Genomic DNA, 21,718 nt, shown 5'->3' with positions numbered 1-21,718 from the left:
ACGGATATACCCACCGTCGCTGCCTTTGGATATATCATGGCTGTAGTTCAGCCCCTGTATATGCTTCTCATGATGGGTTTACGTCCAAATCTTGCCACCGATATAAACAGGGATTTCGCATATGGCACCTTCCTTTCGGTGCAAACGGCTGCATCTATTCTTCTTGTTATCATCAGTATATCAATAATCGCGATTGTAGATGTCACGCTTGTGGGATTGGCAGTGCCAATCTGCGTGATGAAAGCCGTCGAAATGCATTCCGAGCTTTGCTATGGCGTCCTGCAACGGGCCGGAAAACTCGGCCTCGTGGCCCGGTCTCTGCTGATCCGCGCACCCGTTCTTCTGTTGTGCTTTGGCAGCGTCTTATACATCACCAATGATGCGCATACAGCATTCTGGGCACAAACGGTTGTGTTGATCCTTGTACAGATGCTGCATGATTTCCCCGCCGTACAAGATAGCGGAGAGGAAATTTCTCTCGACATGAGCAAGGATCAGATATTCGGCCTCGTAAGAAACACGTTACATTTGGGCGTGGGTCATTTCTTTGCCTCACTTCAAACAAATATTCCACGATTCTTCGTTTACTCTTCGATCGGAGTTGCCGCTCTATCCTACTACACAACGGTTTCCTTCATACAACGCGCCAGCGTCGGCCTGTTCGTCACAATCGAGCAGGCAATAGGATCCCAGCTCAGCAGGTTATGGATCGGGGGCAACAGGCAGCAGTTCTTCGGTGGAATCCGCCAGGCCCTGTGGGTGGCGGTCATGATATCCGTGGGGGGGTTGAGTTTGGCCTATCTCATCGGAGAGCCGTTCCTGGGCCTCGTCTTCGGCCCTGAATACACCCAAGCATATACATTGCTGATGTGGATTTCGGCAGCCATCGCCGTGCGACTGATCTCAAGCGTCGTGCAGGCCGCGCTCATCGCGCAGCGGAATTTCAGGATATTCGGAATCGTCCAAACCGCATCCCTCATAACAACCATACCTTTTACGGTGATCGGCATTCACTATTACGGGTTGGACGGGGCGGGCATGGCTGTCCTGGCCACCACCATATTCCGGACCGCCTGCTTCAGCGCGGTTCTCTACCGAACATAGGGCAGGATCTCGCCTTCTATATCGCCGGTGATTTCGCGAATCCTGGTCAGGTCATCTGTCGTCAGTATCTCTCTCCAATAGGAGTTCACCGCTGCGACAGACCGCTTCCAATCATGGGTTGTCCCGCGTGAGGGTCGGCGACCGGCATCGCTTCTGGGGGCTTGCAGCAGGGCATGGGTTCTGGCGCTCGCCACCAGGCCCAGCTTGGCGAAAACCTCCGCGTAGCAGGCGGCTTCGTCGCGGACCAACGCATCGGGGGTGATCAGATGCACGCGGTCCAGCGCCCCCTCCTGCAAGAGCGGCAGATAGCACATGCGCCACAAAAGCGCGGCGGAAGTCACCGGCGTCGCTGCATCGGGCAAGAAACGCTCGATGATTCCGCATCGCCCAAAGCGGGCGCGCCATCGCGGATACAACTCACCTGCCTTCGACACCCAGCCAAGGCGACGGTAGCTCGCCGCATGCGCCCTGGCCTGGCGAATTGTCAGGATCACCGGCACACCGCTCTTCGCAATATCACCGGCCAGAAAGATCGCATGCGGGTCCTTCCAGATGAGGTGATCAACCCCGGTTCGCAGCCGCGCCAATCTATAGGAATGCAGGGTGCGGCTGCCGAAAACCGCACGCTTGAAGGAAAACGCCCCGCCGCGCTGCTGGGATTTGAACCCGCGCGTTCGCAAATGGCACAGATCCTCGATCAATCCGTCGATCTGCCCGACGCCCGGATCGCCGACCATCGGAAACCACGTCTGGAACCGCTTGAGACCTGTCGGGCCCAGTGGTTCATATAGAGAGGCTGTATTTCTGGCGCTGGCCAACATGTTGCCAACCGGCGTTGTCGCGGTACGCGGCGCGCCCGTCACGAGGATGAGAGTACGACTCATCGCTTCGGCCCGGATGCGGGCTCAGGGGCCTTATTCATCATCCTGATCCAGAACGATGCCCATGACAGAGGCAGGATCAGCAGGAATACCTTTTGCGGAAAGCCGGTATTCACACCCCCCTCGAACATGAAAATGGCCAAGCAAATCCCGATCACCGCCTTCCACGGATCATTGCGCAACCCGTCGAACGCCAGATCGAAAACACGCAGCACACATCCCGAGAGAGCGGCCCCCAGAAAGATCCCCCAATACCCGGCATTCACATACCACGATCCCATCGTGGTGATCGGCCATCCATTGATGATCTGAGGCTGGTAAACCCGCCGAAACCATGGGCCGATATTGAACGTCTCCTTGTCAGGATAGATGCTGCGCGGGATCCAGCTGAGCAGACCGTTGATGAAATCCTGGCCATGCCGGAAATCGAACATGTGACCGGTATCACGCAAGGCCAGCATCAGCGCATCAAACTCGACAAAATGAAGGGCCGTCGACAGGCTGAGCCAGGGATTGGAGTAAGTCGAGAATGTCCGCCCCGTTGCTGACGACACCAGCTCCCCTCGCAGATTGCGCAGAGCCTCCAGCACCACCATGGCAAGCACGGCGCAAATCAGCACCTTCATAAAGTTCAGACTGGATACACAATAATGCCAGACAATAACCGACGAAACCGCCATCAACGCAATATTATATCGATTTCCCCAGACATAATTCACAATCATTGAGACGACTATTATGAGTATATAGCCAAACGCACCCCATGTTATGCTCCTTATGCCCCTTTTTTCCTTATCCAGACATACAACGAATCCGTAAAGCGCGAGTATGGACGCCAGCGTTGCCGCCTCCTGAAAGACGAACAGGCCCTTCAGGTCCTTCCCTACCTTTGAATCGTACAGGAACTGCGAAATGCTTCCGGATTGCAGAACAAGATAAATCGTTCCGAAGATCGCAAAGCATGCCGGAACCAGAACCACTACCTTGATCCCGCGTGGCTTTTTTTCTTTCAGCCCCGGCCCCGATGGCAGCAGGGATGTGAACAAATGCGCTGCAGGGGTGAAACCGACATAGGCCGAGTACAAGACAACGATCCAAACCGTGCACACCAAATTGGCCTTCAGGATCAGGTTCCATTCAGTGTAATTGAAAAACCCCTGAGGATACGGCTGGTCGAGCCCGAAATAATACATGACCTGCCTGAAAAAGGTCAGAACAGTCAGTATGACCACCGTTCCGATCAGAGCAGGTCGCGCATATCGAACACCCTTCAATCCAACAAATGCCAGTATAGATGAATATAGAACGAAGCTTATAATTGCAAAAATCATACATGATTTCCAATAGATGCTTCATATACCTTCATCAATTTATCGAAGTGGCGCGTTCTGGAATATGTTTCGATATAACCGGATGTATCGAACTGGGATAATCTATCGACGTCCGATATCGCCTGGACCAACGCATCCACGCCCGGGTCACGATACACTATACCATTCACGCCATTCTCCACCACCTCCTGCGCGGCGTTCCACTCACCACAGACCACCGGAACACCCCGACAGATCGCCTCATATGCGACCAGGCCGAATGTTTCCGACCACAGGCTGGGAAAGACCAGCGCGCGCGCGCGCCCAATCCAGTCCTGCACCTGCGCGGGGGTTTGCCATCCCGTGATGAGGGCATCCGGGTTGGCCGCCCGAATGGCCTCAGCCTCGACCCCATCCCCAACGAAAACGGCCTTGATGCCCGCCGCCTTTGCGGCCCTGGCAAATATCAGACCGCCCTTTTCGGGATTCAGACGTCCGACAAACAGGAACAGGTCGTTAGCGGTAGCCTCCACAGGCGGCAAATCGGGCGGGGATACCGGATTGGGCACATGATGCATCCGCGTGCCGTCAGCCATATAGGGGGCCATTACCCTGCCTTGGATATGCGAGATATAGATCACATCCTTGAGCCGCCTCGGAATGCGCCCCGGCCCCACGGTCGCCACCTGCCGCAGAACGCGCCAGGCCTTATGCGCAGGATGGCGCACATCACAATGTGTCGTCAGACAACTCGTGCCGAGTGCGCGGCGATGGCAAATCGCGCCCTTTTGATAATCGTAAAAGCCGCCATTCGGGCAGGCCAGGAAATATTCATGCATTGTGTACACGCAGGGCAGCGGGCCATCGGTCATCAACGGCCCGATCGAGGGGGAGAGAGCTTTGGCATAACCGTGGCAATGCATAACCGTCTTAGATGGATCAAACCTTAACAGGCATGTTTTCAGCGCCGCAGCCGCGTCTCTGTTCCAAATGCCGTTGCAGGCTGCCTTCATGCGGTTCGGTTCGGCCAGAATGTCCGCCTGGCCCAGCACCTCTATCTCGATGTTCCGATGGCGTAACGCGGCGTCAGGCTCCCCCGTCGCGGCAAAGAAATGCACACGGATCCCGGCATCGGCCAGCAGCACCGCGGTGTCCACGGCCACCTTGGCCTGACCCCCGTTGATATTCGCAAAGTCGCTGACCAGAACAACGCATTCAGGCCGTATCGGTGCGGTTCCCTGCGACATAGATTCAACGCCTTTGCTTGCCTCGCCCACCCATACCTGTGTCCGGGTTACGCGTGGCTGAAACACGCGCCCTTCTTGCTAGCAAACTGTGACTCGCAGCTGAATGGAAGATTTCACTATCAACCCATTGCGACCGATCCCGATCATGCCGGTTCCGCTGCCTGTGGCGAACGAAGGCGTCCGGCACCGGGAAACCTTCCCGATACCGGACGATCAATTCAGGCGTTCCTGTGTTAGTGCCCCGTGCCGCGCAGAACCACACGCACGGTGGCCAGACAGATGCGGATGTCGTTCACAAGGCTGACATCCTGAGCATAGCGTGAATCGTAGATAACGCGCGTTGCGAAGCTGGCATCGTTGCGACAGGAAACCTGCCACAAACCGGTGATCCCCGGACGCATCAGATAATATCCATCGGTGTCGCCGGAATAGAGTTCCTGCTGAGAGGGCATAAAGGGGCGAGGGCCCACAAAGCTCATATCCCCGCGCAGGACGTTCCAGATCTGGGGCAACTCATCGATAGAATATTTACGGATGATCCGTCCGATGGATGTGATGCGCGGATCATTCTTGAGTTTTTGCGAGACAGCCCATTCGGCCGCCGCCACAGGATCGGTCGCGATGTACTCGGCCAGTTTCTGCTCAGCATTTACGCACATCGAACGCAACTTCCAGCAGGTGAAAATCTTACCGTTACGGCCAACACGTTGCTGGGAATAAAAACCGGGTCCGCCATCGCGGCGAATTGACAGCCAGAAGAATAAAAACACCGGAGACATAAGCGTCAGGAGTACGGCAGCCCCCAACAGATCGATCATCCGCTTGAAGCCAAGACCATAGTAGTATGAGGCTGGCCTGAGTGGCACGCCGCGTAAGCTACGCGCTTCGTGCGTTTCTATCATCTCAAGATCTTTCACTGCACTCACAGCCCCCTAAACAGAGATGCTACAACCCGATAAGCATTCAGTTCGGATAGCATCACTTCGCGCTCGCACAAAAGTATCGTCTGGTGCGAGCAATACTAATAAAAAAATTTCAAAACTCAACGAAAAGACCCGAATCCCCAGTATTTAAAGCTTGTATGTACATTTTCCCACATTTTGATTTTTTTTCCGCGTGTCGATTCTGGCGGAAATTTTCCCTGTGAGCGACCTGAATTTGTGCGGTGCAGCAAGGCGCAGTGCCCCTAGGAAACGAAGCTTGCGCGCCTGAAAGTCTGGACGAAAAATTGCATCCGTCTTTCGCCTGACGGTCGCGCAATTTCCTTCAGATCTTCAGTAGGTTGTCTCAAAAGCATTCATGAAGCGCACCCCCCGCTGCGCAATCCCGTGGCCCGACTGTATGCCCGAATATGCACTCCAATCAAGTGACGCCCGGACCCTAATGTTTGCGATCTCGCTTCACTGGATTTCTGTTGTGCCGCAGCCACTATGCCGGCCTTCACAACCGATCTAAAACCGGAACGTACAATTTCTCATCACGATAGCCTCAATGGCGTATTTTCAGGCAAACCGCCCCCTGATCCAGCGGGCAAACAGGGGCCAGAACGCAGGTGATTCGGAATCGCGGCCCTAATCTGGGGGGTTAACATCTGGTTAACCGCGCCTCCCTGCCGGGGATCGCCTTGTTCGATCCGCAGCATATCCCGCACGCCCACGTACAAATCCGAGGAACGCAGCATCCGGATCGCTGACCCGGGGCCGCCCGGTCGTGACCCAGTGCCTGCGCCAGTCATCGGCCAGCGCGTGCACATCCGTTCCCGGCATGATCGCGCGCGCCGCGTCCAGCGCGTCGGGTGTCAAAAACAATCCCGCCTGCGAAACGCCGTCGGCCTCCTGCGCCACGACCTGCACCGGGGCGCGCGGGCGTACGCACAGCACATCATTGTCAAAGCTCAGCGTGTAATCAGGCAAGTGATCCGAAGCGACCAGATCCCGGATCATCTTGCGAAACACCCGCAAGGCCGAGGCCGATCCGGATTTGCGCGCCAGCACCTCCAGCCCGATATGCCACTCCTCCTGCCGGCCGCAATGCTTGCGCGCGATTTCATAGACACGGCGTTCCAGCGGTTTGCGCAGCGCGAAATAATCGCGGCTCAATGTCAGAACGGATCGTGAGGTCACGCCCCGAAACAGCCACTCGCTCAGCGTGATGGAAACAGAGATCATCCGCCCCGACTTGTTCGCCCGCACGATGCGCCAGCTTTCGATCAGGCCGAACCCCTCGGTCACGCCGCGCGCCTCATCGCCGGTTCCCGTCACAAGGTTGGTGGTGATCCGCGTTCCGGCCAGACGCTCAAAGGCGGCCACCAATCGGCGATACCCGTCGCCCGAGGTTTCGCGCTGCGTGGCAATCAGCAGATCATGCGCGCGCAATGTCAGCTTGCGCGATACCGGCCGTTGCGCATTCAGGGCACCGATCAGCTGGCTGATGCAATAGATCAGGATGTCCTTGTCATGGATCGTGGCCAGACCCTTGACGCTGGGCGTGATCTCGATCTGAACATCATTATGCGCGTAACTCAGCACCCGCCGGTCCGGCCGGGTGCTGAGCGAGAAAACCGGATGCTCCATGCTCGCCATGTCATCCTTCGGGATCGCTCCCAAAATATCGCACAGGAAAAAATCTTGCCCGCTTGCCTCCGCAACGGAGATCGCGGGATCAATTGCTGCCATCGTCTACCTCACCTTCCAGGCTGCTCGGCCTGGCCCGTCTGCGCGGGAATGCGGGGTCGGTTCGAACCGCCTCCACCTATCGTGGTTTCATATCACCTTGTCGGATTTTTCCACAGGGCGCAGCGCCCCTCACCTATCGTGGGATTGGAATCGCATGATCGTGGTTCCGGAGTCGCCCTATCGTGGTTCTGGAATCGCTGACCCCAAAAAGATCATTTCTTTCCAGAGGCTTGAACAGGATTTCAGCACCCGTAACACAATAAATAACACAGATATAACTACTCCCTTGCATAAGAAGCCACTTGGCGACACTCTCACCCCACCCGATAAGGCTTTGATAAGGCTTGTCTATCAAGATACATCATCAAAATTATTGTATGTAATACGTTTCGTGGTATCTTATGAAAATGTCGATACATGCTTCGGGGTTTCAAACTTGGAAAACCCGCCCGCCATATCCCTGACCACACGAAACATCGTCGTTTGTCAGGATCAGCAGACAGGTTTTGCCCGATGTCAGACCACCCCCTGCCCCCGTATTTCAACATAGATCCCGATCTGGCCGCTGATGCCCTGTCCGAGGGAGTAAGCGTCACCGACTTCGCCCAAGTGGCTGCCCGCGTCGCGCAGGGTCGCGATGATCTGGCGCGGCGCGGCCATTCGCCAGACGGGAAAAAGGAGCTGCGGCGATTTTCGACCTGGGAAATCACCCGCTATCTGATCCCGGTGGCACCGGCCCATTTCCGGCGTGTTTTGCGCGCGAACCCTGACCTGCCCCAAGGCATTTCCGAGACGGAGGCCGGCGCCAAATGGTTCACCCTTGAGGAGGTTCTGACCCTGCGCGACCATTTCGCAACCGAGGGGTCACGCAGCAAGGAATACCGCCCCTACCGGCCCACGGGCCTGCCCGCCAAGATCGTCGCGGTGGCCAACTTCAAGGGCGGCGTGGCCAAGACGGCAACCGCCACCCATCTCGCGATGAGCGCCGCGCTGGACGGCTACCGCGTTCTGGTGATCGACCTGGATAGTCAGGGATCCATGTCCTCGATTTTCGGCGCCACGATCGAGGATGAATGGCAAACCGTTTTCCCGTTGATCGCCCGCGATTATGCACAAAGCCTGCAGGCGGAGAATCGCGCCCGCATGGCGCGTGGCGACAGCCCCCTGCCCTTCGACGAAATGCTGGCCGAGGCGCTCAAGATTACCTCGCAGGATATCATCACCAAAACCCATTGGCCCAATATCGACCTGATCGGGGCACAACTGAACCTGTATTGGGCCGAGTTCCAGATTCCAGTCTGGCGGACCACCGCCCGCGGGTGGAAGTTGTGGGAGGCGCTGAACAATCGTCTCGAAGCAGACGGCGTGCTGGACGAATACGATATCGTCATCCTCGATACACCGCCGGCGCTGGGATATCTGACGATCAACGGTCTGGCCGCGGCGGATATCCTGATGGTGCCACTGGGTGCCAGCTTTCTGGAATTTGACAGCACAGGCCGGTTTTTCGACATGCTGCACGCGACCTTCTCCTCCATCGAGCAGGGTGAAAACGCTGCCGCGCGGGCCCTTGGTCAGCCGGAATTGAAGTTCGAGTGGGATGCGGTTGCCGCGATCCTGACCCGCTATGACGCGGCCCAGCAGGCGGAAATGGCCACGCTGATACAGGGCTGGATGGGCGGCATGATGACCCCCTATAGACAGGATTTCACCGCCTTGATCGGACAAGCAGGTGAGCAGGTGAACGGCATTTACGAGGCCGATTACCGTGACTTCAACCGCGATACCTATGTGCGCGGGCGCGAAACCTTCGATCAGACCTACGCGATGTTCAAGAAGATGCTGATCGGTGCGTGGAGACGCGATGAGCGTGCGCAAAACGAGACGGAGGCGAACTGAAATGGCACGACGCAAGAGACTGGACCCGGCCGAGCTGGCCGCCAGCCGCCCTGCCCCGGAACCCAAATCCATGGGAATGCCTGAGGCCGCCGCCCCGCCAATCGCCCGTGTCGCAGGCGAGAGCGCGGGCGGTGGCGCACGCGCATTGGCCATGGCGGATGAGGCTGGCCGGCTGATCCACGCCATTCCCCTGATCAGCATCAACATGTCCCACCTGACCCGCGACCGGATCAAATCCACGGATGAGGGCATGCAGTCCTTGCGGGCTTCGATCATGGCGCATGGCCAGCGGATGCCGGTGGAGGTGATGCAGAGCGATGCCCAGCCGCCCTATCATTTCGGCCTGATTTCCGGCTACAGGCGAATGCAGGCGGTGATGGAACTGGCTGCCGAACATCCCGGAGATACCCGCTTTACCACCATCAAGGCGTTTATTCGCCAGCCTGACGACCTGCGCGGCGCCTATGTCGCCATGGTCGAGGAAAATGAGATACGTGAGGATGTCAGCCATTTCGAGCGTGCGCGCGTCGCCCTGATGGCCACGCAGGCCGAGGTTTTCGAGAGTGTCGAGGAGGCGGTGAACGCTCTCTACGCGACGGGCTCCAAGGCGCGGCGTTCCAAAATCCGCAGCTTCGTTTCGGTGGTGCAGGAACTGGGCAGCACGCTGACCTATCCGCAATCGGTGAACGAACGGCTGGGATTACGTTTGGCCGAAGCGATCCGCGCAGGGCAGGGTGCGCGCCTGGTGCAGGCTTTGACTGAGGGCAGCTTTGACGATGCGGCAGGGCAAAACGCTGTGCTGGAGGCGGCGCTGAACGCCAAGGTTTCGCATGCGAAACCCGCTAAGGGCGCAGGCAAGGTTTCGCATGCGAAACCGCTTTTCGAACACCGGCTGCCCAACGGGGCCACAGTGGCGTTGCACCGCACGGGGGATGTCAGTCGGCTGGAGTTTTCGGGACATGAGCTAACGCCACATCAGGCGCAAATGCTGGCCGGTGCGCTGGAGGTCATGCTGGAAGCCGGCGACCCGAAATAGGCCCGGTTTCGCATGCGAAACCTTGGCGTGATCGGTCATCAGAGGGGCAGGGTAGGGAGCCATTCCTGAAGGCCCTTACAGGCGGTGTGATCTGGGGTCAGAGATGTTTCGCATGCGAAACCGGGCCGGAATACCCCGCAAAGAAAAGGCCGGCGCGGATGCTTCCCGCGCCGGCCTTTCTATATTAGATCGCCCAGAAGGATTGCGCCTCGACATCCGCCTCGGCCGCGTTCTGGATGATCAGCTCATCCCCTCCGAAATCGATATGCACGTCTGAGCCGTTCTGCGTGATCGCATCCATGAATTCGGTATTGGTGGTAAAGCCAAGTTCGGTCAGGTCGAACGCGTCCACACCGGCCTCAAAATCGGTGACCGTGTCCTGCCCGTTGCCCGTGGCAAAGATGAAGGTATCCGCGCCTGCGCCACCCGACAGGACGTCATTGTTGGCGCCGCCATCCAATGTGTCGTCACCATCGCCACCATCCAGTGTATCGCTGCCATTGCCGCCGAACAGTCCGTCATTGCCCAGACCCCCGGTCAGGACATCATTGTCATTATGGCCATATACAGCGTCGTCACCATCGCCACCATCCAGCGTGTCGTTGCCGCTATTTCCGAATATCTCGTCATTGTCATTGCCGCCCAGCATCGTGTCCGCGCCGCTGCCGCCATGCAGGATATCGTCGCCGGTTCCGCCGCGAACCAGATCGTCGCCATCCTGGCCGTTCAGCTCGTCCGCGCCATCGCCGCCATCCAGCGTGTCGTTGCCGGTTCCACCCAGCAGTAGGTCATCGCCCTGCCCGCCGTGGATCAGGTCATCATCGGCAAAGCCATAGATGGTGTCGTTCCCATCATCCCCGTCGATCGTGTCATGACCGTTATTGCCGTAGAGCGTATCCGCGCCTGCACCGCCGGAAATCGCATCATTGCCATCGTCGCCAGTGATCACGTCGTCGCCGTTCCCGCCGAACAGATGATCATCGCCAAGGTTACCGCTGATGAGGTCATCATCATTATAGCCATAGATGGTATCATTGCCGGCATCGCCATTCAGCGTGTCGTTGCCCAGATTGCCATACATCAGGTCATTGCCTGCGCCGCCCTGCATCGTGTCCCGGCCGTCGCCGCCCTGCAATGTGTCAGCGCCGTCGCCGCCCTCGATCAGGTCGTTGCCGTCCTGACCGTTCAGGACGTCATCCCCGCCGTCCCCCTGCAAGGTATCGCCGCTGGACCCGCCCAGGATCAGATCGTTGCCCAGCCCGCCGCGCATGAGGTCCGCCTGATCGTAGCCGTAAATCGTGTCAGCACCGTCGCCGCCATCAATCGTATCATCGCCTCGGTTTCCGTAGAGCAGATCATCGTCGGCCCCCCCGAAAATATCGTCGTCGCCATTTCCGCCGGCAATCTCGTCATTTCCGTTGCCGCCCAACAGCAGATCGTTTTCGTCAAAGCCGTAGATGGTATCGCTGCCGTCGCCGCCATCCATGCTGTCATCGCCGCGGTGACCATACATCAGGTCATTGTCGTCGCCGCCATCCATCGTATCCGCGCCGTCGCCACCGTACATGACATCCATGCCGGAGCCGCCCTCGATCAGGTCGTTGCCGTCCTGACCGTTCAGGGTGTCCTCGTTGCCGTCGCCCTGCAACGTATCGTTGCCCGCACCGCCCAGGATCAGATCGTTACCCAGCCCGCCGCGTGCCAGGTCATCGTCGTTGTAGCCATAGATGCTATCCGCGCCGGCATCGCCGTCCAGCGTATCGTTGCCGCCGTGTCCGACGACCAGATCGTTGCCGTTGCCGCCCGACACGACATCGTCGCCACCGCCGCCAAACAGGGTATCCATGCCCTCGGCGCCGCTCAGGGTATCGTTTCCGGCCACGCCGCGAATATCGTTGTCCAGCGCGTTGCCCGTGATCTCATTGCCCTCAGCGTTGCCGGAACCCGTGGTGGCCGAACCGGTCAGGATCAGGTTTTCGACATGTGAGGTCAGTACATGATCGACCAGGGAAGAGACGGTATCGGTGCCACCAAAGGCGACTTCGATCACCTGGTCCCCTGCATTGTCGATCAGATAGAAATCATTGCCTTCAAGTCCGGCCAGCGTATCGGCATTCGCACCGCCGCGCAGGGTGTCGTTGCCATCACCACCGACGATCTGGTTCGCTGCGGAATTGCCCGACAGATTGGCATCGCCCATGCCCACAAAGACCAGGTTCTCCAGATTGTCGGCAAGGGTCGTGGTGGACAGGAAGGTGGCGACGGTGTCGGTCCCCTCATCCGTGCCCTCGACAATGATATCGCCAACATTGTCGATCCCGTAGATATCATCGCCCAGACCGCCGATCAGGCTGTCCGCGCCGGCTCCACCGTCCAGCAGGTCATTGCCCTCGCCGCCGCTCAGGGTGTCGTCGCCGCCCAGACCCTCCAGCGTGTCATCGCCCATATTGCCGCGCAGGTTATCCGCCAGGGCCGCGCCGTAGAAAGCATCATCCCCGTTGGACCCGGAATAGTCGATCCGGTTCTGGTCCAGCAGCGTCTGAAGTGCGGTCAGATCGCCTGTTGCGGCGCTGCCCAATGCGGGCATCAGATCCGCGCGATTCATGTACAGGCCGCCAATCGTCAGCACGCTGACATCCCCTGGCGAGCCGTTGACCAGACCCGCAATGCTGAAGGTCAGCCCGGTGATGACCCCTTGCGTAAGGTCGGACGCATCGAAACCACTGCCGGTAAAGGTCGCCTTGAGCCCTTGCGGATTCGTGGCATCCGCAAAGGAGAACGCGGTTGGACCCTCTTCGCTCATGGTGCCGGCATAGATGCCATAGACGAACAGATCGTCGATATCCGCCGCGATATCCTGCTGGGCGGTCACGTTATATGGCGCCTGGGGAGGGGTAAATGCGGTGTTGGTATAGGTGATCGGATCGATCAGAGCGCCCGCATTTCCCGCGTATTTCTTCTCACCCAGTTCATAGCTTTCGAGCACGGTGTTGTCGGGGTCCACCACGTAGATCACGTAATAGGTGCCCGCCGCGATGTCGAAGCGTGGGTCCAGGGTCACGGTGGCCTGCAAGTCGCTATTCGCGTCGAGCGTGCCAATCGCAGTGCGCCCGATTTCGATATCGCCCACGTCAAAGCTGTTATCTGTGGACAGGAACACCGCCACATCGGTCGCCCCGGCGGAGATCTCGCTAATGTTCCTGATATTGACGTCAACGTCGATCGGATTGCCGGCCGTTAGAGAGGTGAACCCCTGCGCCGCGATGATTTCAAGATCGGGCAGGGTCAAGAGCAGCAGTTCGAGATTGCCCTGAAGCGTGCCGTTGAAATCAAAGCTGTCGATCCGCGAGGTCTTAACCGTCCCCTCGATCGCGCCGCCGCCCAGGCCTGTCAGGATGATCGAACGGCGATCCGCCGAAATGGTGACGTCGTAATCGGCCAGCGCACCGGACAGGTACAGCGTATCGTCGCCCGTCCCGCCATCAATTGTCGCGTCGCCCGCGCCGGGGGTGAAATCGTCGTTGCCGTCGCGCCCGTATAGCTGATCATCGCCATCGCCGCCGATCAGAGTGCTGGTGGTATCGGTGGAAATCAGAACGTCATCACCTGCCGTGCCGGTCAGGGTGAAGGTATTACTCGTTTTATTCCAGTTGGCGGTCAGGTCGTCCGGATTGGTTGCCGGGCCATAGATTTCCTGCAGGGCCAGAACGTCGAGCGCCTGCAGGGTGGAGGTGATGGCCCCGCCGGAATTATAGCTCATCACGGTGGTGGAGGTATTGAAATCGGGATCTGTGGCATAGTCATTGGGATGTTCCAGCCCGACGGCGTGGCCCAGTTCGTGCAATATGGTTTGGAAATTCTGGGTGCCGGGGCTGTAATCCTCATCCCCGCTGGTGCCGACGGCCATCGCAAGAATACCATTGCTGGACATATCCACGAAGTTTTGCGTCGTCTGATCCGCGATGCGAGGCAGATTGGACACGCCCAGAAACCCTGCCTGGGTAGAGGAGCTGTTCATGATCGTGATCGACGCATCCGCCGGATCTTCCACCTCGATGAAGCGGATGCCTGCTGCCGCCTCATATTCGGCGGCTGCCAGACGGAAACTGGCCTGCTGATCGGTGGAGAAGGCGCCGAATTCCGTGATGCCGAATGCGGCGCTGTTGGGGAACAGGACCGCAAAATCGCCTGTCGCGAAGAAATCAGTCGTCGCGAAGGTGTATGTCACGAAGGTCGGAGCACCATCGCCAGCCATCGCATTCCATCGCTCATCCGCTCCGGCAAGAATGGCGGTGTAATCAGTGCTCGTGGCAGCAGGCATGGAAAGCCCTCTCTATCGTGGTTGCCTGTACAAACTTATAGCAGCAGTGCCTCTCACAAAAGAGATAAAGCAAATGCAGTTGATTCATTGCATATACAAGTGGCGATAGTGAGGCGGTATCCTTGTGTTATCCTGAGTTGTGTAAAAAGATACTAAATTTATTGTATCCGCTGGATCACCTGTCAAAGGTCCGTATCCGGAACGCTGGAATGATACAGGCTGCCCTTTGATAGTGCCCTTACCGGGCGCGCTTACGGACGATAAACCAGATCGGTAGGACGGCCAACGGTCTGGCTGGTGATCCGCGTCTCGATCCAGTCGGTTGTCGCGGCGGTCAGGCTGCTTTCGAAGGTCAGGCTGCTCTCGAGGGTATGTGTTTGTGCGCTTGCGAACGTGGTGACCATTACAAGGAGGGCGGTGGCAAGCAATGTGAATGTATGGGGCATAGCGCGTCTTTCGCGGGGATATTAATAGCTCAATGGCCCCGTGTTCCTTCCGGTACACGAAGCCATTGAAACGCGTGTTCAACACACGCCTGTATTCGTGTGCGTCTTAGCGCGCGAAGTCGGCGTAGGAGTTGATGTGATTTTCATCGTCGTTGATGATCGCGCCGATGGTGGCGATCTCACCCAGGCTCAGGGTCTGGGCAACGTCAGCGGGAATGCCAAAGGAGGCAGCGAGCTGCGCGTTGTCCGCCAGAACAGGCGACGCCAGAGCGGCAGTCAGAGCGGCGGTGGTGAGAAGGGTTTTTGCAATATTGGTCATGATTTTGGTTCCTTGAAATCGGTGTCTTGAAACTGCCGGACTGTTCCGCGTTTCGGTAAGGGATAGATGGGGATGTAAAGCGTTTGGAGTAGAGCCATTTGGGGCGTCTAAGCGTTTCCAATCCAGACACAATTGACACATATCCGTCATATGAGAGTTATCGAGAGGCGGGCAGTCTCTTAACGGGAAGTCGATGGTAACGTGAGGGCGGTGATGTTGCTTTCACCCGTCCCCGGTTATCATCACCCCGCCCTCACCGTGCCGAAGGTAATCATGTTCCCAGACCGCTGTCGGAGGCAGGGTTATCTGGTTTGGGACTGGCAAGGCATATACCCCAAGCCAATCCGGTCAACACAGCGCCCACACTGTAGAAAAAGGTACCTGAAAGCAGGGAGTAGATCAGCATTGTGTCCAGTACACACAGGGCGGGAACTGCCCAAGGGCCGGTATGGATAATGTTGCGATGGGCTTTTACCCAAAAAATCAGGATCAACCCCAATGCCAGCACACCCATCGGGACACCGACACCTAGAAGAATTTCCAGTGGCAGATTGTGGGCTTGCGGGACCGAAAAGCGGTTTTGCAGCAATAGGAACTGCCCCCAGCCATATCCCGTCAGGGGCTCTTGGCTGATGAGCTCAAGCGTATGTTCCCACAATATCAACCGTCCGCTGGACATGCTGCCAATGCTGTCGGTGCGGCTGAGGGTGTTCTGGATTTCGCTCAACACGCCGAAATGCCGGCCGAGTGTCGGCAGCAGGCAGGCCAGCCCGATGGCGGGGGGCAGCAAGGCCAGCGTTGCGCCCCAATGCACCTTGTATCCCGCCAGCCTGGCCGTGATCAGGGCCAGCGCACAGCCTGCGGGCAGGGACAGCCATATGCCCCGTGCGCCGGTCCAGATGGCCAGCGCCAATGCAAGGATAGCCAGTGCTCCCAATGCGAGGCGATATATCACAGGCCCGCGTGACACCCGCCCCATCGCGACCAGCCCCACGCCCGCCGCCGCCGAGACCGTCAGCAGATGCCCCATCCGGCGGACATGGTTGAAGGCGGGCATGTCGAAGCTCCAGTGGATCTGTCCGGGATAGAATGCCTGCATCAGAGGCAGCAGTAAGATATAGAGCGGACCGGCCAGCAGCAGGATGATCATCGCCACCTCTGCCACGTGGGGGCCGTGATGGCGGATCGCTTGCTGAAGCCCGCGCCCGGCAATCATCAAGGCGGGCCACATTGCGAAGGTCAGCAGGGAAAATCCCATATGCGGCGCACGTATCGCGGCCAGGGCCAGGCCATAGGCCAGCAGCAGCATGGTCAAGGAGGCCAGTCGCCCGCGCGGGCGCAGATCTGCCCGTATCTCGGGCCATGCGATCAGCATTGCAGGTGCGATCAGCAGGATGGTGATATTTGCCAGGCCCAGGATCACGGCATCGTTCGGGTCCAGCATCAGCAGCCCCGACCCGAACGGCAACAGCGCGATCAGCGATAGCACCGCGATATAGCGGGCCGGTAGCCGGTGGGCGGGGGCGTGTATGGGGGCCATGCTCATCAGGTGTCCTTGATCATGATGGGGGTATCAGCCTCGGCAGGGCGACAGAGGTCAAGTGCGGATAGAAAAAGGACAGGGTGATCGCGCGGGTTAGGTTGAACCGGCCACGGACAGGGATCAGAAGATCATGAAATCCTGTGTCAGGTGCTGCTCGATCCAGTTGCCCGGTTCCTCCACTATGAGGTCGGGTTCATGGTTGGACAGGCGGGGCGGGGGGGCGAACTGCATGGTCTGCATCGACGGCGTGGCAAAAATCAGGGCGGGCTCTGGCTTCTCGAATTCGAATTCCAGCTCGAAAACGGTGAAGCCGCTTTCCTTCTCGGAGGAGGCCACCAGCAACAGACCGTCATCCTGCGCGATCAGATCCAGGCCGGAAATATCGGCCAGCGTGGCCTGATCCGTATCAAGGATGTCATATAGGTGTACCAGATCGCCGCTTTCCGTCAGCTCGAACAGGCTGAGGCCCGCATCGCTGCCGCCGGCGGCCACCACGGTCATGCCGCCGATTTGCGCGGTGGCCAGCTCGGCCACGCCGGAAAAGCGGGTCATCATGTTGTCCCACTCGTGATCGGTCAGGATCAGTTCATCCTCCAGCACCTGAAACACGCTGAGAGAGGAGGACCCGGAGGCCCCGACAATGGCGAAATCCTTGCCGGCAATGGTCGCTGTCTCGATGGTGGAGACGCGATTGTGCCAGAACCCGTCCTCGGCCAGGGCGACATCGGTGACCGTGCCCGACGCATCCAGCAGGGCGATGCCGGTATCAAAGGCGGACCCTGCAATCACCCGCCCGTCCGACAGGCTGGCCAAGGCGGTGACATCGCCCAGGGGCAGGGCCGCGTCATCTGCGATATTCAGGGTATCAAGGGTCAGACCGGCCGTGTTGCGCACCGCGCTGGCAGTATCGGACAGCGCAACCAGATTTGCCTGGCCATCGGCGGTGAAGCTGTTCGCATCAATCCTGACCGCATTGCCCCACCGTGCCAGCGCGCTGAGCCCGGTATCCGTTACAACCAGATCATGCAGGCCGGCATGGGCCGACAGACGGAATGTGTCGAGTTCGGTGAGCGCGCCGTCATAGCCGAACCGCGTCAGCGCATTTTCCCCGGCCGAGGCCGCGATGACCTGAAGTCCCGTCTTCGTTTCGAGAAATGCCACCCCGCTCAAGGCCGCAAGATACCGGTCCTGCGCATCAACTGCGCAAGAGGCGAGCGTAATGCCCGTCAACATGAAACCACCCGTTGTCCCGCCGGGAGGCCCGTCCGACCCCTCGGACAGGCAGCTCCCGGCTACCACCAATTGTGGAACGCGCCCTGGTTTGGTCCGACCCCTCGGACCGGGTGCGTTCCACCCACGGATCATCAACGGTCGGGCAGGCCGTACGATCCGTCCCCGGACATCCGAATTTAGAAAAAACTCTAAGTTAACTGTATGTTAGGCATATGGTGGCGGGAGCTGCTTCGCAGGCCACGCGCGCTAATGCGGTAATTGCATCCTGATGGGAAACGGTTAGAACCTTGGAGCGCCGCTACCGCAGCCGGTTCCCACGATGAACCGAGACCCAGCACGGATGGCATGACGCTGGAGCAGCTCATAGCTTTCACCGTGAACCCCGATCACGCGCGTCAGGTTCAGATCTCGGGTGTAATCAATTGTTCCTGAAACAAGGAGCCATTCCAGATCCGGCCCATGCTGACCGAGAGATCGGTCCGGGTGACCGACCGGCGCGCGATCTTTGTGGGTATTGATGCCTACGAAGCGGCGGGCGCTCGATGCTGCATGACCTCTTTCAGGGCGATGACGGTGGCTGGCTCGAAGAACCTGCCCTGCTCGATCGGCTAGTGGCGGAAAAACTTCAGGTCGAGTCTGAGACGGTTGCCCTACGGCTACAGCCACGGCCTGCGGTCGCTGTCCGGCGATCCGGCACCGATGACGAATGACGAAGGTGCGGCCCATGCGAAACTTCTGGCCGAGTATCGCGGCTACGACCACCTAACCTCGGAAGAGCCCATCGAGAACGGCATCACCGCCAATGAATACACCCTCACTGAGACCGTACGGCGTTCGAATGACACATCAGAGGGCTCAACCCATCTCTTGCAGGATATCCAGAATGTATGTATATTCTGCACAAACGGAGACCCCGATCATGCATGAGCTTCCCGAGTTCAAGGCGGCCGACTTGACGCGGCACACCAGTGACCTGTTTGACGCGGCCATTCGCTCGCCGATTGCGATCACAAAACATCGCAAGCCGAAATTCGTGCTGATGAGCATGGATCAGTATCAGAGCCTCACGCGGGGGGCCACGCAACAGGCTCACATGATCGACGAGATGCCAGAGGGTCTCAAGGCGCTGATGATAGAAGGGCTCGAGCGGGACTTGACGCAGGCGGATGACTAAGCCTGCCGCTGGAGAGGTTTTCCGCTATCCGTTCCTGTGGAAACGCGAACAGATGGCCGGCGAGACCGAAGGCCGCAAGACGCGGCCTGTCTGTATCGCGGTCACTGTCGCCAAGTCCGATAGCGAGACCGTAGTGTTTATCCTGCCGGTCACGACGCAGCCGCCCTTGCCGTCGCGCAAATTTGTCGAGGTGCCACAGATCGAGTCGCAGCGCGTGGGGTTGGAGACCCATGTCCGCAAATGGGTCATGCTGGACGAGATCAACACCGATATTCTGGAGCGATCCTATGTCTGGGAGGACCGCACGTCCATCGGCACGTTCAGTTCCGTCTTCACATCCAGGATCCAGTCCAGCCTGATCACGCTTGCCAGGTCGGGCGGCGCATCCGTTGTCGATCGGCTGAAGTAATCTCGATCACCGCAGGGTCTGCCTAGCTTCACTTGTTCCTGTCGATCCATTTCGACATCAGCCCCTTGTCGCGAAAACACTCGTCCGGCACAACGCGGCGTTTGATGCGGGCGAGGCGTTCCGCGAAGGCGACCTGCTTTGAGGTCGGGCGGCTGTCCAGCGCCCCCGGGTTCAGCTTGGCCTGTGCGTCGATTTGCGCAGGGCCAGCATCGCGCATAGGCGATCTGCTTTGGCGTCGCGGGTAGGGCGTAAGTGGTGCTTTCCATCGGGGATTTCCCTTCTTAGCGCGGTTCTCAAAATAGAACACAACAGGAACAAAAACAAGCCGCCTGCGCAGATTATGGGGTGTGAGAGGAAGAGAAGAGCAGGGGACGGTCAGGTCTGATCCTGTTGCTCATTGGGGTCTGATGCCGGAAAGTGCAGGCTCCTACGTTCTCATGAGCTTCGCATGTAACACTCTCCGGTATCAGATCCCTAAAGAGTGAAAGTTGTCCTTCGGGTTTTGTGACTGACGGATGAGGGCCTTTGGGGTGCCTCAGACGGGTCCGGGCCGGGTTCCGGCCTGTCACCGATGTCATCGCCTTCGCGAACTTGCCGCGGGTGACGCGGGACGGATCGGTCGACCCTGAACCCTGGGGCCCTGGCAGGTCCGTCTCGCTGACCACCTACAACGACACGGTCGAGGGGCTTGGTGCGAGGATCATCAACGATCCGAGGCCCCGTCAGTCAATCTGATCACCATTCCCTCTCACCAAAACTCGAAAGGAGGCCAGCCATGGCCCGATCCCGCACGCCCAAATTCGATGCCTCCGAGGCCATCACCAACGAAGTCATCCGCATCATCGAGCGCGGCGTCCTGCCGTGGCGCAAGCTCTGGACCGCAGGTGGCAGCTCCCGCCCTCTGCGCGTGGGCGGTGAGCCCTACCAAGGGGTCAACAACTTCCTGCTGACCATGCGCACCGTGATGGCGGGCCACAGCTCGCCCTTCTGGATGACGCTGCCGCAGGCCAATGCCTTGGACGCAAAGGTTCGCAAGGGCGAGAAGTCCTCTGTCGTCGTCTATTACGGTCAAAGCCGGAAAGACGCTGGTGGCGAGGACAATCACGGGGAGAGGGATGATCGCTCCGAGGAGGCCCGCGTCTTCCGCTTCCAGAAATCCTACCGCGTGTTCAATGCCTGCCAGATCGAGGGTCTGCCCGACAGCTTCTACCCTGACCCGGAGCCCGTGCCCGAGCATCCGACGTCCGAGCCCATCCCGCACATGCAGGCGTTTTTCGATGCCATCGACATCACGACCGTCTTCACGGGCACGGAGGCGTACTATTTGCCGCCCGTGGACAAGGTCTACATGCCGTCCATCACGCGGTTCCAGGACCCGCGTAATTTCTACGGGGTTTGGGCGCATGAGCTGGCTCATGCCACGAAAGCCCCGCATCGACTGAACCGTGATTTCGGGCTCTCGAAGTTCGGCAACACCTCGTACGCGCGCGAAGAGATCGTCGCGGAATTGACCTCGGTGTTCCTGGGTCAGACGCTTGGCTTCACGGCACATACGCTCGAGATGAATGCCGCCTACCTGCACAACTGGTTGCGCGTCCTGCGCTCCGACAAGGGCGCGATCTTCCGGCACGCCGCGGACGCGCAGCGGGCCTGCGACTATCTGATAGCCAGATCGGAGACGGGCAGGGCAGGGCGCAGTGCCGAGGCCGCCTGACCACACGGAGAACGGAGACTCGCATGTCGCGCAAGGAACCCAAGACGCTGCGGGTGGCTGGGCTCCGCCCGTTCTTGCCTCAAACTGTCCCCCGGACAGTTTGCCGCTTCGCGGACCGGCGCGAACTCAACGACGGCCGCCGCAAGATCATCACCTTCAAGCGCGGTGCCTATTGGTGGAGCCCGTCCGAGGGCGCTTATCCGCTCTCGGCAGCGCTCGAGAGCATCAAAGAACAGGGCGGCTGGATCGAAACCATCCCCAACCCGAACTACAGAGCCAGAGGGCTGTTCGGGTAAGGCGCCTTCGGCCTCGATTCATCCGCCCGGCGGAAAAGTGAAAGATGCCGTAATGGGGCTGTCGGCGAATCGAGCACGTTTCGCTTGTTTGTCAGCATGATCTGAAGTGCC

Annotated in this window: 17 protein-coding genes and 2 pseudogenes; 8 read left to right on the top strand and 11 right to left on the bottom strand. The window is 58.9% G+C overall.

All coding sequences use genetic code 11. The features are described 5' to 3' along the window. The first annotated feature begins 36 nt into the window (after positions 1–36). Positions 37–1,104: a lipopolysaccharide biosynthesis protein gene (locus H1S03_RS13655; protein WP_166194954.1), complete on the top strand. Its 1,068-nt coding sequence runs from the start codon at positions 37–39 to the stop codon at positions 1,102–1,104. Here the strand turns inward: H1S03_RS13655 and H1S03_RS13650 are convergent. The 5 genes from H1S03_RS13650 to H1S03_RS13630 all read right to left on the bottom strand — a co-directional run bounded on the left by H1S03_RS13650 (position 1,092) and on the right by H1S03_RS13630 (position 7,217). Next, complete coding sequence (locus tag H1S03_RS13650; RefSeq protein ID WP_166194957.1) at positions 1,092–1,988, bottom strand: sulfotransferase; 897 nt, start codon at positions 1,986–1,988, stop codon at positions 1,092–1,094. The two genes, H1S03_RS13655 and H1S03_RS13650, sit on opposite strands and share 13 nt — an antisense overlap. Continuing rightward, a complete protein-coding gene (locus H1S03_RS13645; protein ID WP_166194960.1) occupies positions 1,985–3,316 on the bottom strand; it encodes an O-antigen polymerase in 1,332 nt (443 codons plus the stop codon). The genes H1S03_RS13650 and H1S03_RS13645 overlap by 4 nt, the downstream gene beginning before the upstream one ends. Beyond that, positions 3,313–4,542: a glycosyltransferase family 4 protein gene (locus H1S03_RS13640; RefSeq protein WP_166194963.1), complete on the bottom strand. Its 1,230-nt coding sequence runs from the start codon at positions 4,540–4,542 to the stop codon at positions 3,313–3,315. The genes H1S03_RS13645 and H1S03_RS13640 overlap by 4 nt, the downstream gene beginning before the upstream one ends. A 233-nt stretch (positions 4,543–4,775) precedes the next feature. Continuing rightward, positions 4,776–5,459 (bottom strand): sugar transferase, encoded by a 684-nt coding sequence (locus H1S03_RS13635; protein ID WP_240910488.1) that lies wholly within the window; start codon positions 5,457–5,459, stop codon positions 4,776–4,778. 678 nt (positions 5,460–6,137) lie between these two features. Continuing rightward, a complete protein-coding gene (locus H1S03_RS13630; protein ID WP_166194966.1) occupies positions 6,138–7,217 on the bottom strand; it encodes a replication initiator protein A in 1,080 nt (359 codons plus the stop codon). Positions 7,218–7,730: 513 nt separating this feature from the next. On the opposite strand from H1S03_RS13630, the gene H1S03_RS13625 reads away from it, so the two are divergent. Together H1S03_RS13625 and H1S03_RS13620 are read left to right on the top strand one after the other, a co-directional pair. Next, entirely contained in the window at positions 7,731–9,116 is a 1,386-nt protein-coding gene (locus H1S03_RS13625; RefSeq protein WP_166194969.1) for an AAA family ATPase, read from the top strand. Between the two features lies 1 nt (position 9,117). Continuing rightward, positions 9,118–10,152: a ParB N-terminal domain-containing protein gene (locus H1S03_RS13620; RefSeq protein ID WP_166194972.1), complete on the top strand. Its 1,035-nt coding sequence runs from the start codon at positions 9,118–9,120 to the stop codon at positions 10,150–10,152. A 184-nt stretch (positions 10,153–10,336) separates the two neighbouring features. On the opposite strand, the gene H1S03_RS17665 is transcribed toward H1S03_RS13620, so the two are convergent. The 5 genes from H1S03_RS17665 to H1S03_RS13565 form a co-directional block, all read right to left on the bottom strand. Continuing rightward, entirely contained in the window at positions 10,337–14,473 is a 4,137-nt protein-coding gene (locus H1S03_RS17665) for a CARDB domain-containing protein (protein WP_283810368.1), read from the bottom strand. A 251-nt stretch (positions 14,474–14,724) separates the two neighbouring features. Continuing rightward, positions 14,725–14,919 (bottom strand): hypothetical protein, encoded by a 195-nt coding sequence (locus H1S03_RS13580; protein WP_166194645.1) that lies wholly within the window; start codon positions 14,917–14,919, stop codon positions 14,725–14,727. 106 nt (positions 14,920–15,025) lie between these two features. Continuing rightward, complete coding sequence (locus H1S03_RS13575) at positions 15,026–15,238, bottom strand: hypothetical protein (RefSeq protein WP_166194648.1); 213 nt, start codon at positions 15,236–15,238, stop codon at positions 15,026–15,028. A gap of 271 nt (positions 15,239–15,509) precedes the next feature. Beyond that, positions 15,510–16,784, bottom strand: coding sequence for an O-antigen ligase family protein (locus tag H1S03_RS13570; protein WP_166194651.1), 1,275 nt, complete (start codon positions 16,782–16,784; stop codon positions 15,510–15,512). Positions 16,785–16,901: 117 nt separating this feature from the next. Then, on the bottom strand, positions 16,902–18,014 hold the full coding sequence (locus tag H1S03_RS13565) for a hypothetical protein (RefSeq protein WP_166194653.1): 1,113 nt from the start codon (positions 18,012–18,014) through the stop codon (positions 16,902–16,904). 339 nt (positions 18,015–18,353) lie between these two features. Here H1S03_RS13565 and H1S03_RS13560 point away from each other — a divergent pair. The 3 genes and pseudogenes from H1S03_RS13560 to H1S03_RS13550 form a co-directional block, all read left to right on the top strand. Continuing rightward, positions 18,354–18,773 (top strand): annotated as a pseudogene (locus H1S03_RS13560) (DNA-binding protein); the annotation flags it as partial. 160 nt (positions 18,774–18,933) lie between these two features. Further along, positions 18,934–19,188 carry a type II toxin-antitoxin system Phd/YefM family antitoxin gene (locus H1S03_RS13555; protein WP_240910489.1) on the top strand — a complete coding sequence of 85 codons (255 nt, stop codon included), beginning with the start codon at positions 18,934–18,936 and terminating at the stop codon, positions 19,186–19,188. Further along, positions 19,181–19,597, top strand: a complete 417-nt coding sequence (locus H1S03_RS13550) for a hypothetical protein (RefSeq protein ID WP_240910490.1) — start codon at positions 19,181–19,183, stop codon at positions 19,595–19,597. Before H1S03_RS13555 ends, H1S03_RS13550 begins: the two co-directional genes overlap by 8 nt. Positions 19,598–19,625: 28 nt before the next feature. On the opposite strand, the pseudogene H1S03_RS13545 reads toward H1S03_RS13550, so the two are convergent. Continuing rightward, positions 19,626–19,863, bottom strand: a pseudogene (locus H1S03_RS13545) (hypothetical protein). 509 nt (positions 19,864–20,372) lie between these two features. Between H1S03_RS13545 and H1S03_RS13540 the strand changes: the two are divergent. Next, positions 20,373–21,311, top strand: coding sequence for an ArdC family protein (locus H1S03_RS13540; protein ID WP_166194658.1), 939 nt, complete (start codon positions 20,373–20,375; stop codon positions 21,309–21,311). Positions 21,312–21,334: 23 nt separating this feature from the next. Further along, positions 21,335–21,607 carry a DUF6330 family protein gene (locus tag H1S03_RS13535; protein WP_166194661.1) on the top strand — a complete coding sequence of 91 codons (273 nt, stop codon included), beginning with the start codon at positions 21,335–21,337 and terminating at the stop codon, positions 21,605–21,607. Positions 21,608–21,718: the final 111 nt, after the last annotated feature.

The organism is Pontivivens nitratireducens (assembly GCF_014235845.1).
Classification (GTDB): domain Bacteria; phylum Pseudomonadota; class Alphaproteobacteria; order Rhodobacterales; family Rhodobacteraceae; genus Pontivivens; species Pontivivens nitratireducens.
The sequence above is the reverse complement of the archived record's forward strand: the minus strand, read 5'-3'. Positions and strand labels throughout refer to the sequence as shown.

What these genes read in the sequence shown, in the direction of transcription:
- H1S03_RS13655 (WP_166194954.1), top strand. Translation starts at nt 37, where the DNA reads ATGGCTGTAGTTCAGCCCCTGTATATGCTTCTCATGATGGGTTTACGT.
- H1S03_RS13575 (WP_166194648.1), bottom strand. Translation starts at nt 15,238, where the DNA reads ATGACCAATATTGCAAAAACCCTTCTCACCACCGCCGCTCTGACTGCC.
- H1S03_RS13540 (WP_166194658.1), top strand. Translation starts at nt 20,373, where the DNA reads ATGGCCCGATCCCGCACGCCCAAATTCGATGCCTCCGAGGCCATCACC.
- H1S03_RS13625 (WP_166194969.1), top strand. Translation starts at nt 7,731, where the DNA reads ATGTCAGACCACCCCCTGCCCCCGTATTTCAACATAGATCCCGATCTG.
- H1S03_RS13555 (WP_240910489.1), top strand. Translation starts at nt 18,934, where the DNA reads ATGCATGAGCTTCCCGAGTTCAAGGCGGCCGACTTGACGCGGCACACC.
- H1S03_RS13645 (WP_166194960.1), bottom strand. Translation starts at nt 3,316, where the DNA reads ATGATTTTTGCAATTATAAGCTTCGTTCTATATTCATCTATACTGGCA.
- H1S03_RS13630 (WP_166194966.1), bottom strand. Translation starts at nt 7,217, where the DNA reads ATGGCAGCAATTGATCCCGCGATCTCCGTTGCGGAGGCAAGCGGGCAA.
- H1S03_RS13570 (WP_166194651.1), bottom strand. Translation starts at nt 16,784, where the DNA reads ATGAGCATGGCCCCCATACACGCCCCCGCCCACCGGCTACCGGCCCGC.
- H1S03_RS13640 (WP_166194963.1), bottom strand. Translation starts at nt 4,542, where the DNA reads ATGTCGCAGGGAACCGCACCGATACGGCCTGAATGCGTTGTTCTGGTC.
- H1S03_RS13650 (WP_166194957.1), bottom strand. Translation starts at nt 1,988, where the DNA reads ATGAGTCGTACTCTCATCCTCGTGACGGGCGCGCCGCGTACCGCGACA.
- H1S03_RS17665 (WP_283810368.1), bottom strand. Translation starts at nt 14,473, where the DNA reads ATGCCTGCTGCCACGAGCACTGATTACACCGCCATTCTTGCCGGAGCG.
- H1S03_RS13535 (WP_166194661.1), top strand. Translation starts at nt 21,335, where the DNA reads ATGTCGCGCAAGGAACCCAAGACGCTGCGGGTGGCTGGGCTCCGCCCG.
- H1S03_RS13550 (WP_240910490.1), top strand. Translation starts at nt 19,181, where the DNA reads ATGACTAAGCCTGCCGCTGGAGAGGTTTTCCGCTATCCGTTCCTGTGG.
- H1S03_RS13620 (WP_166194972.1), top strand. Translation starts at nt 9,118, where the DNA reads ATGGCACGACGCAAGAGACTGGACCCGGCCGAGCTGGCCGCCAGCCGC.
- H1S03_RS13580 (WP_166194645.1), bottom strand. Translation starts at nt 14,919, where the DNA reads ATGCCCCATACATTCACATTGCTTGCCACCGCCCTCCTTGTAATGGTC.
- H1S03_RS13565 (WP_166194653.1), bottom strand. Translation starts at nt 18,014, where the DNA reads ATGTTGACGGGCATTACGCTCGCCTCTTGCGCAGTTGATGCGCAGGAC.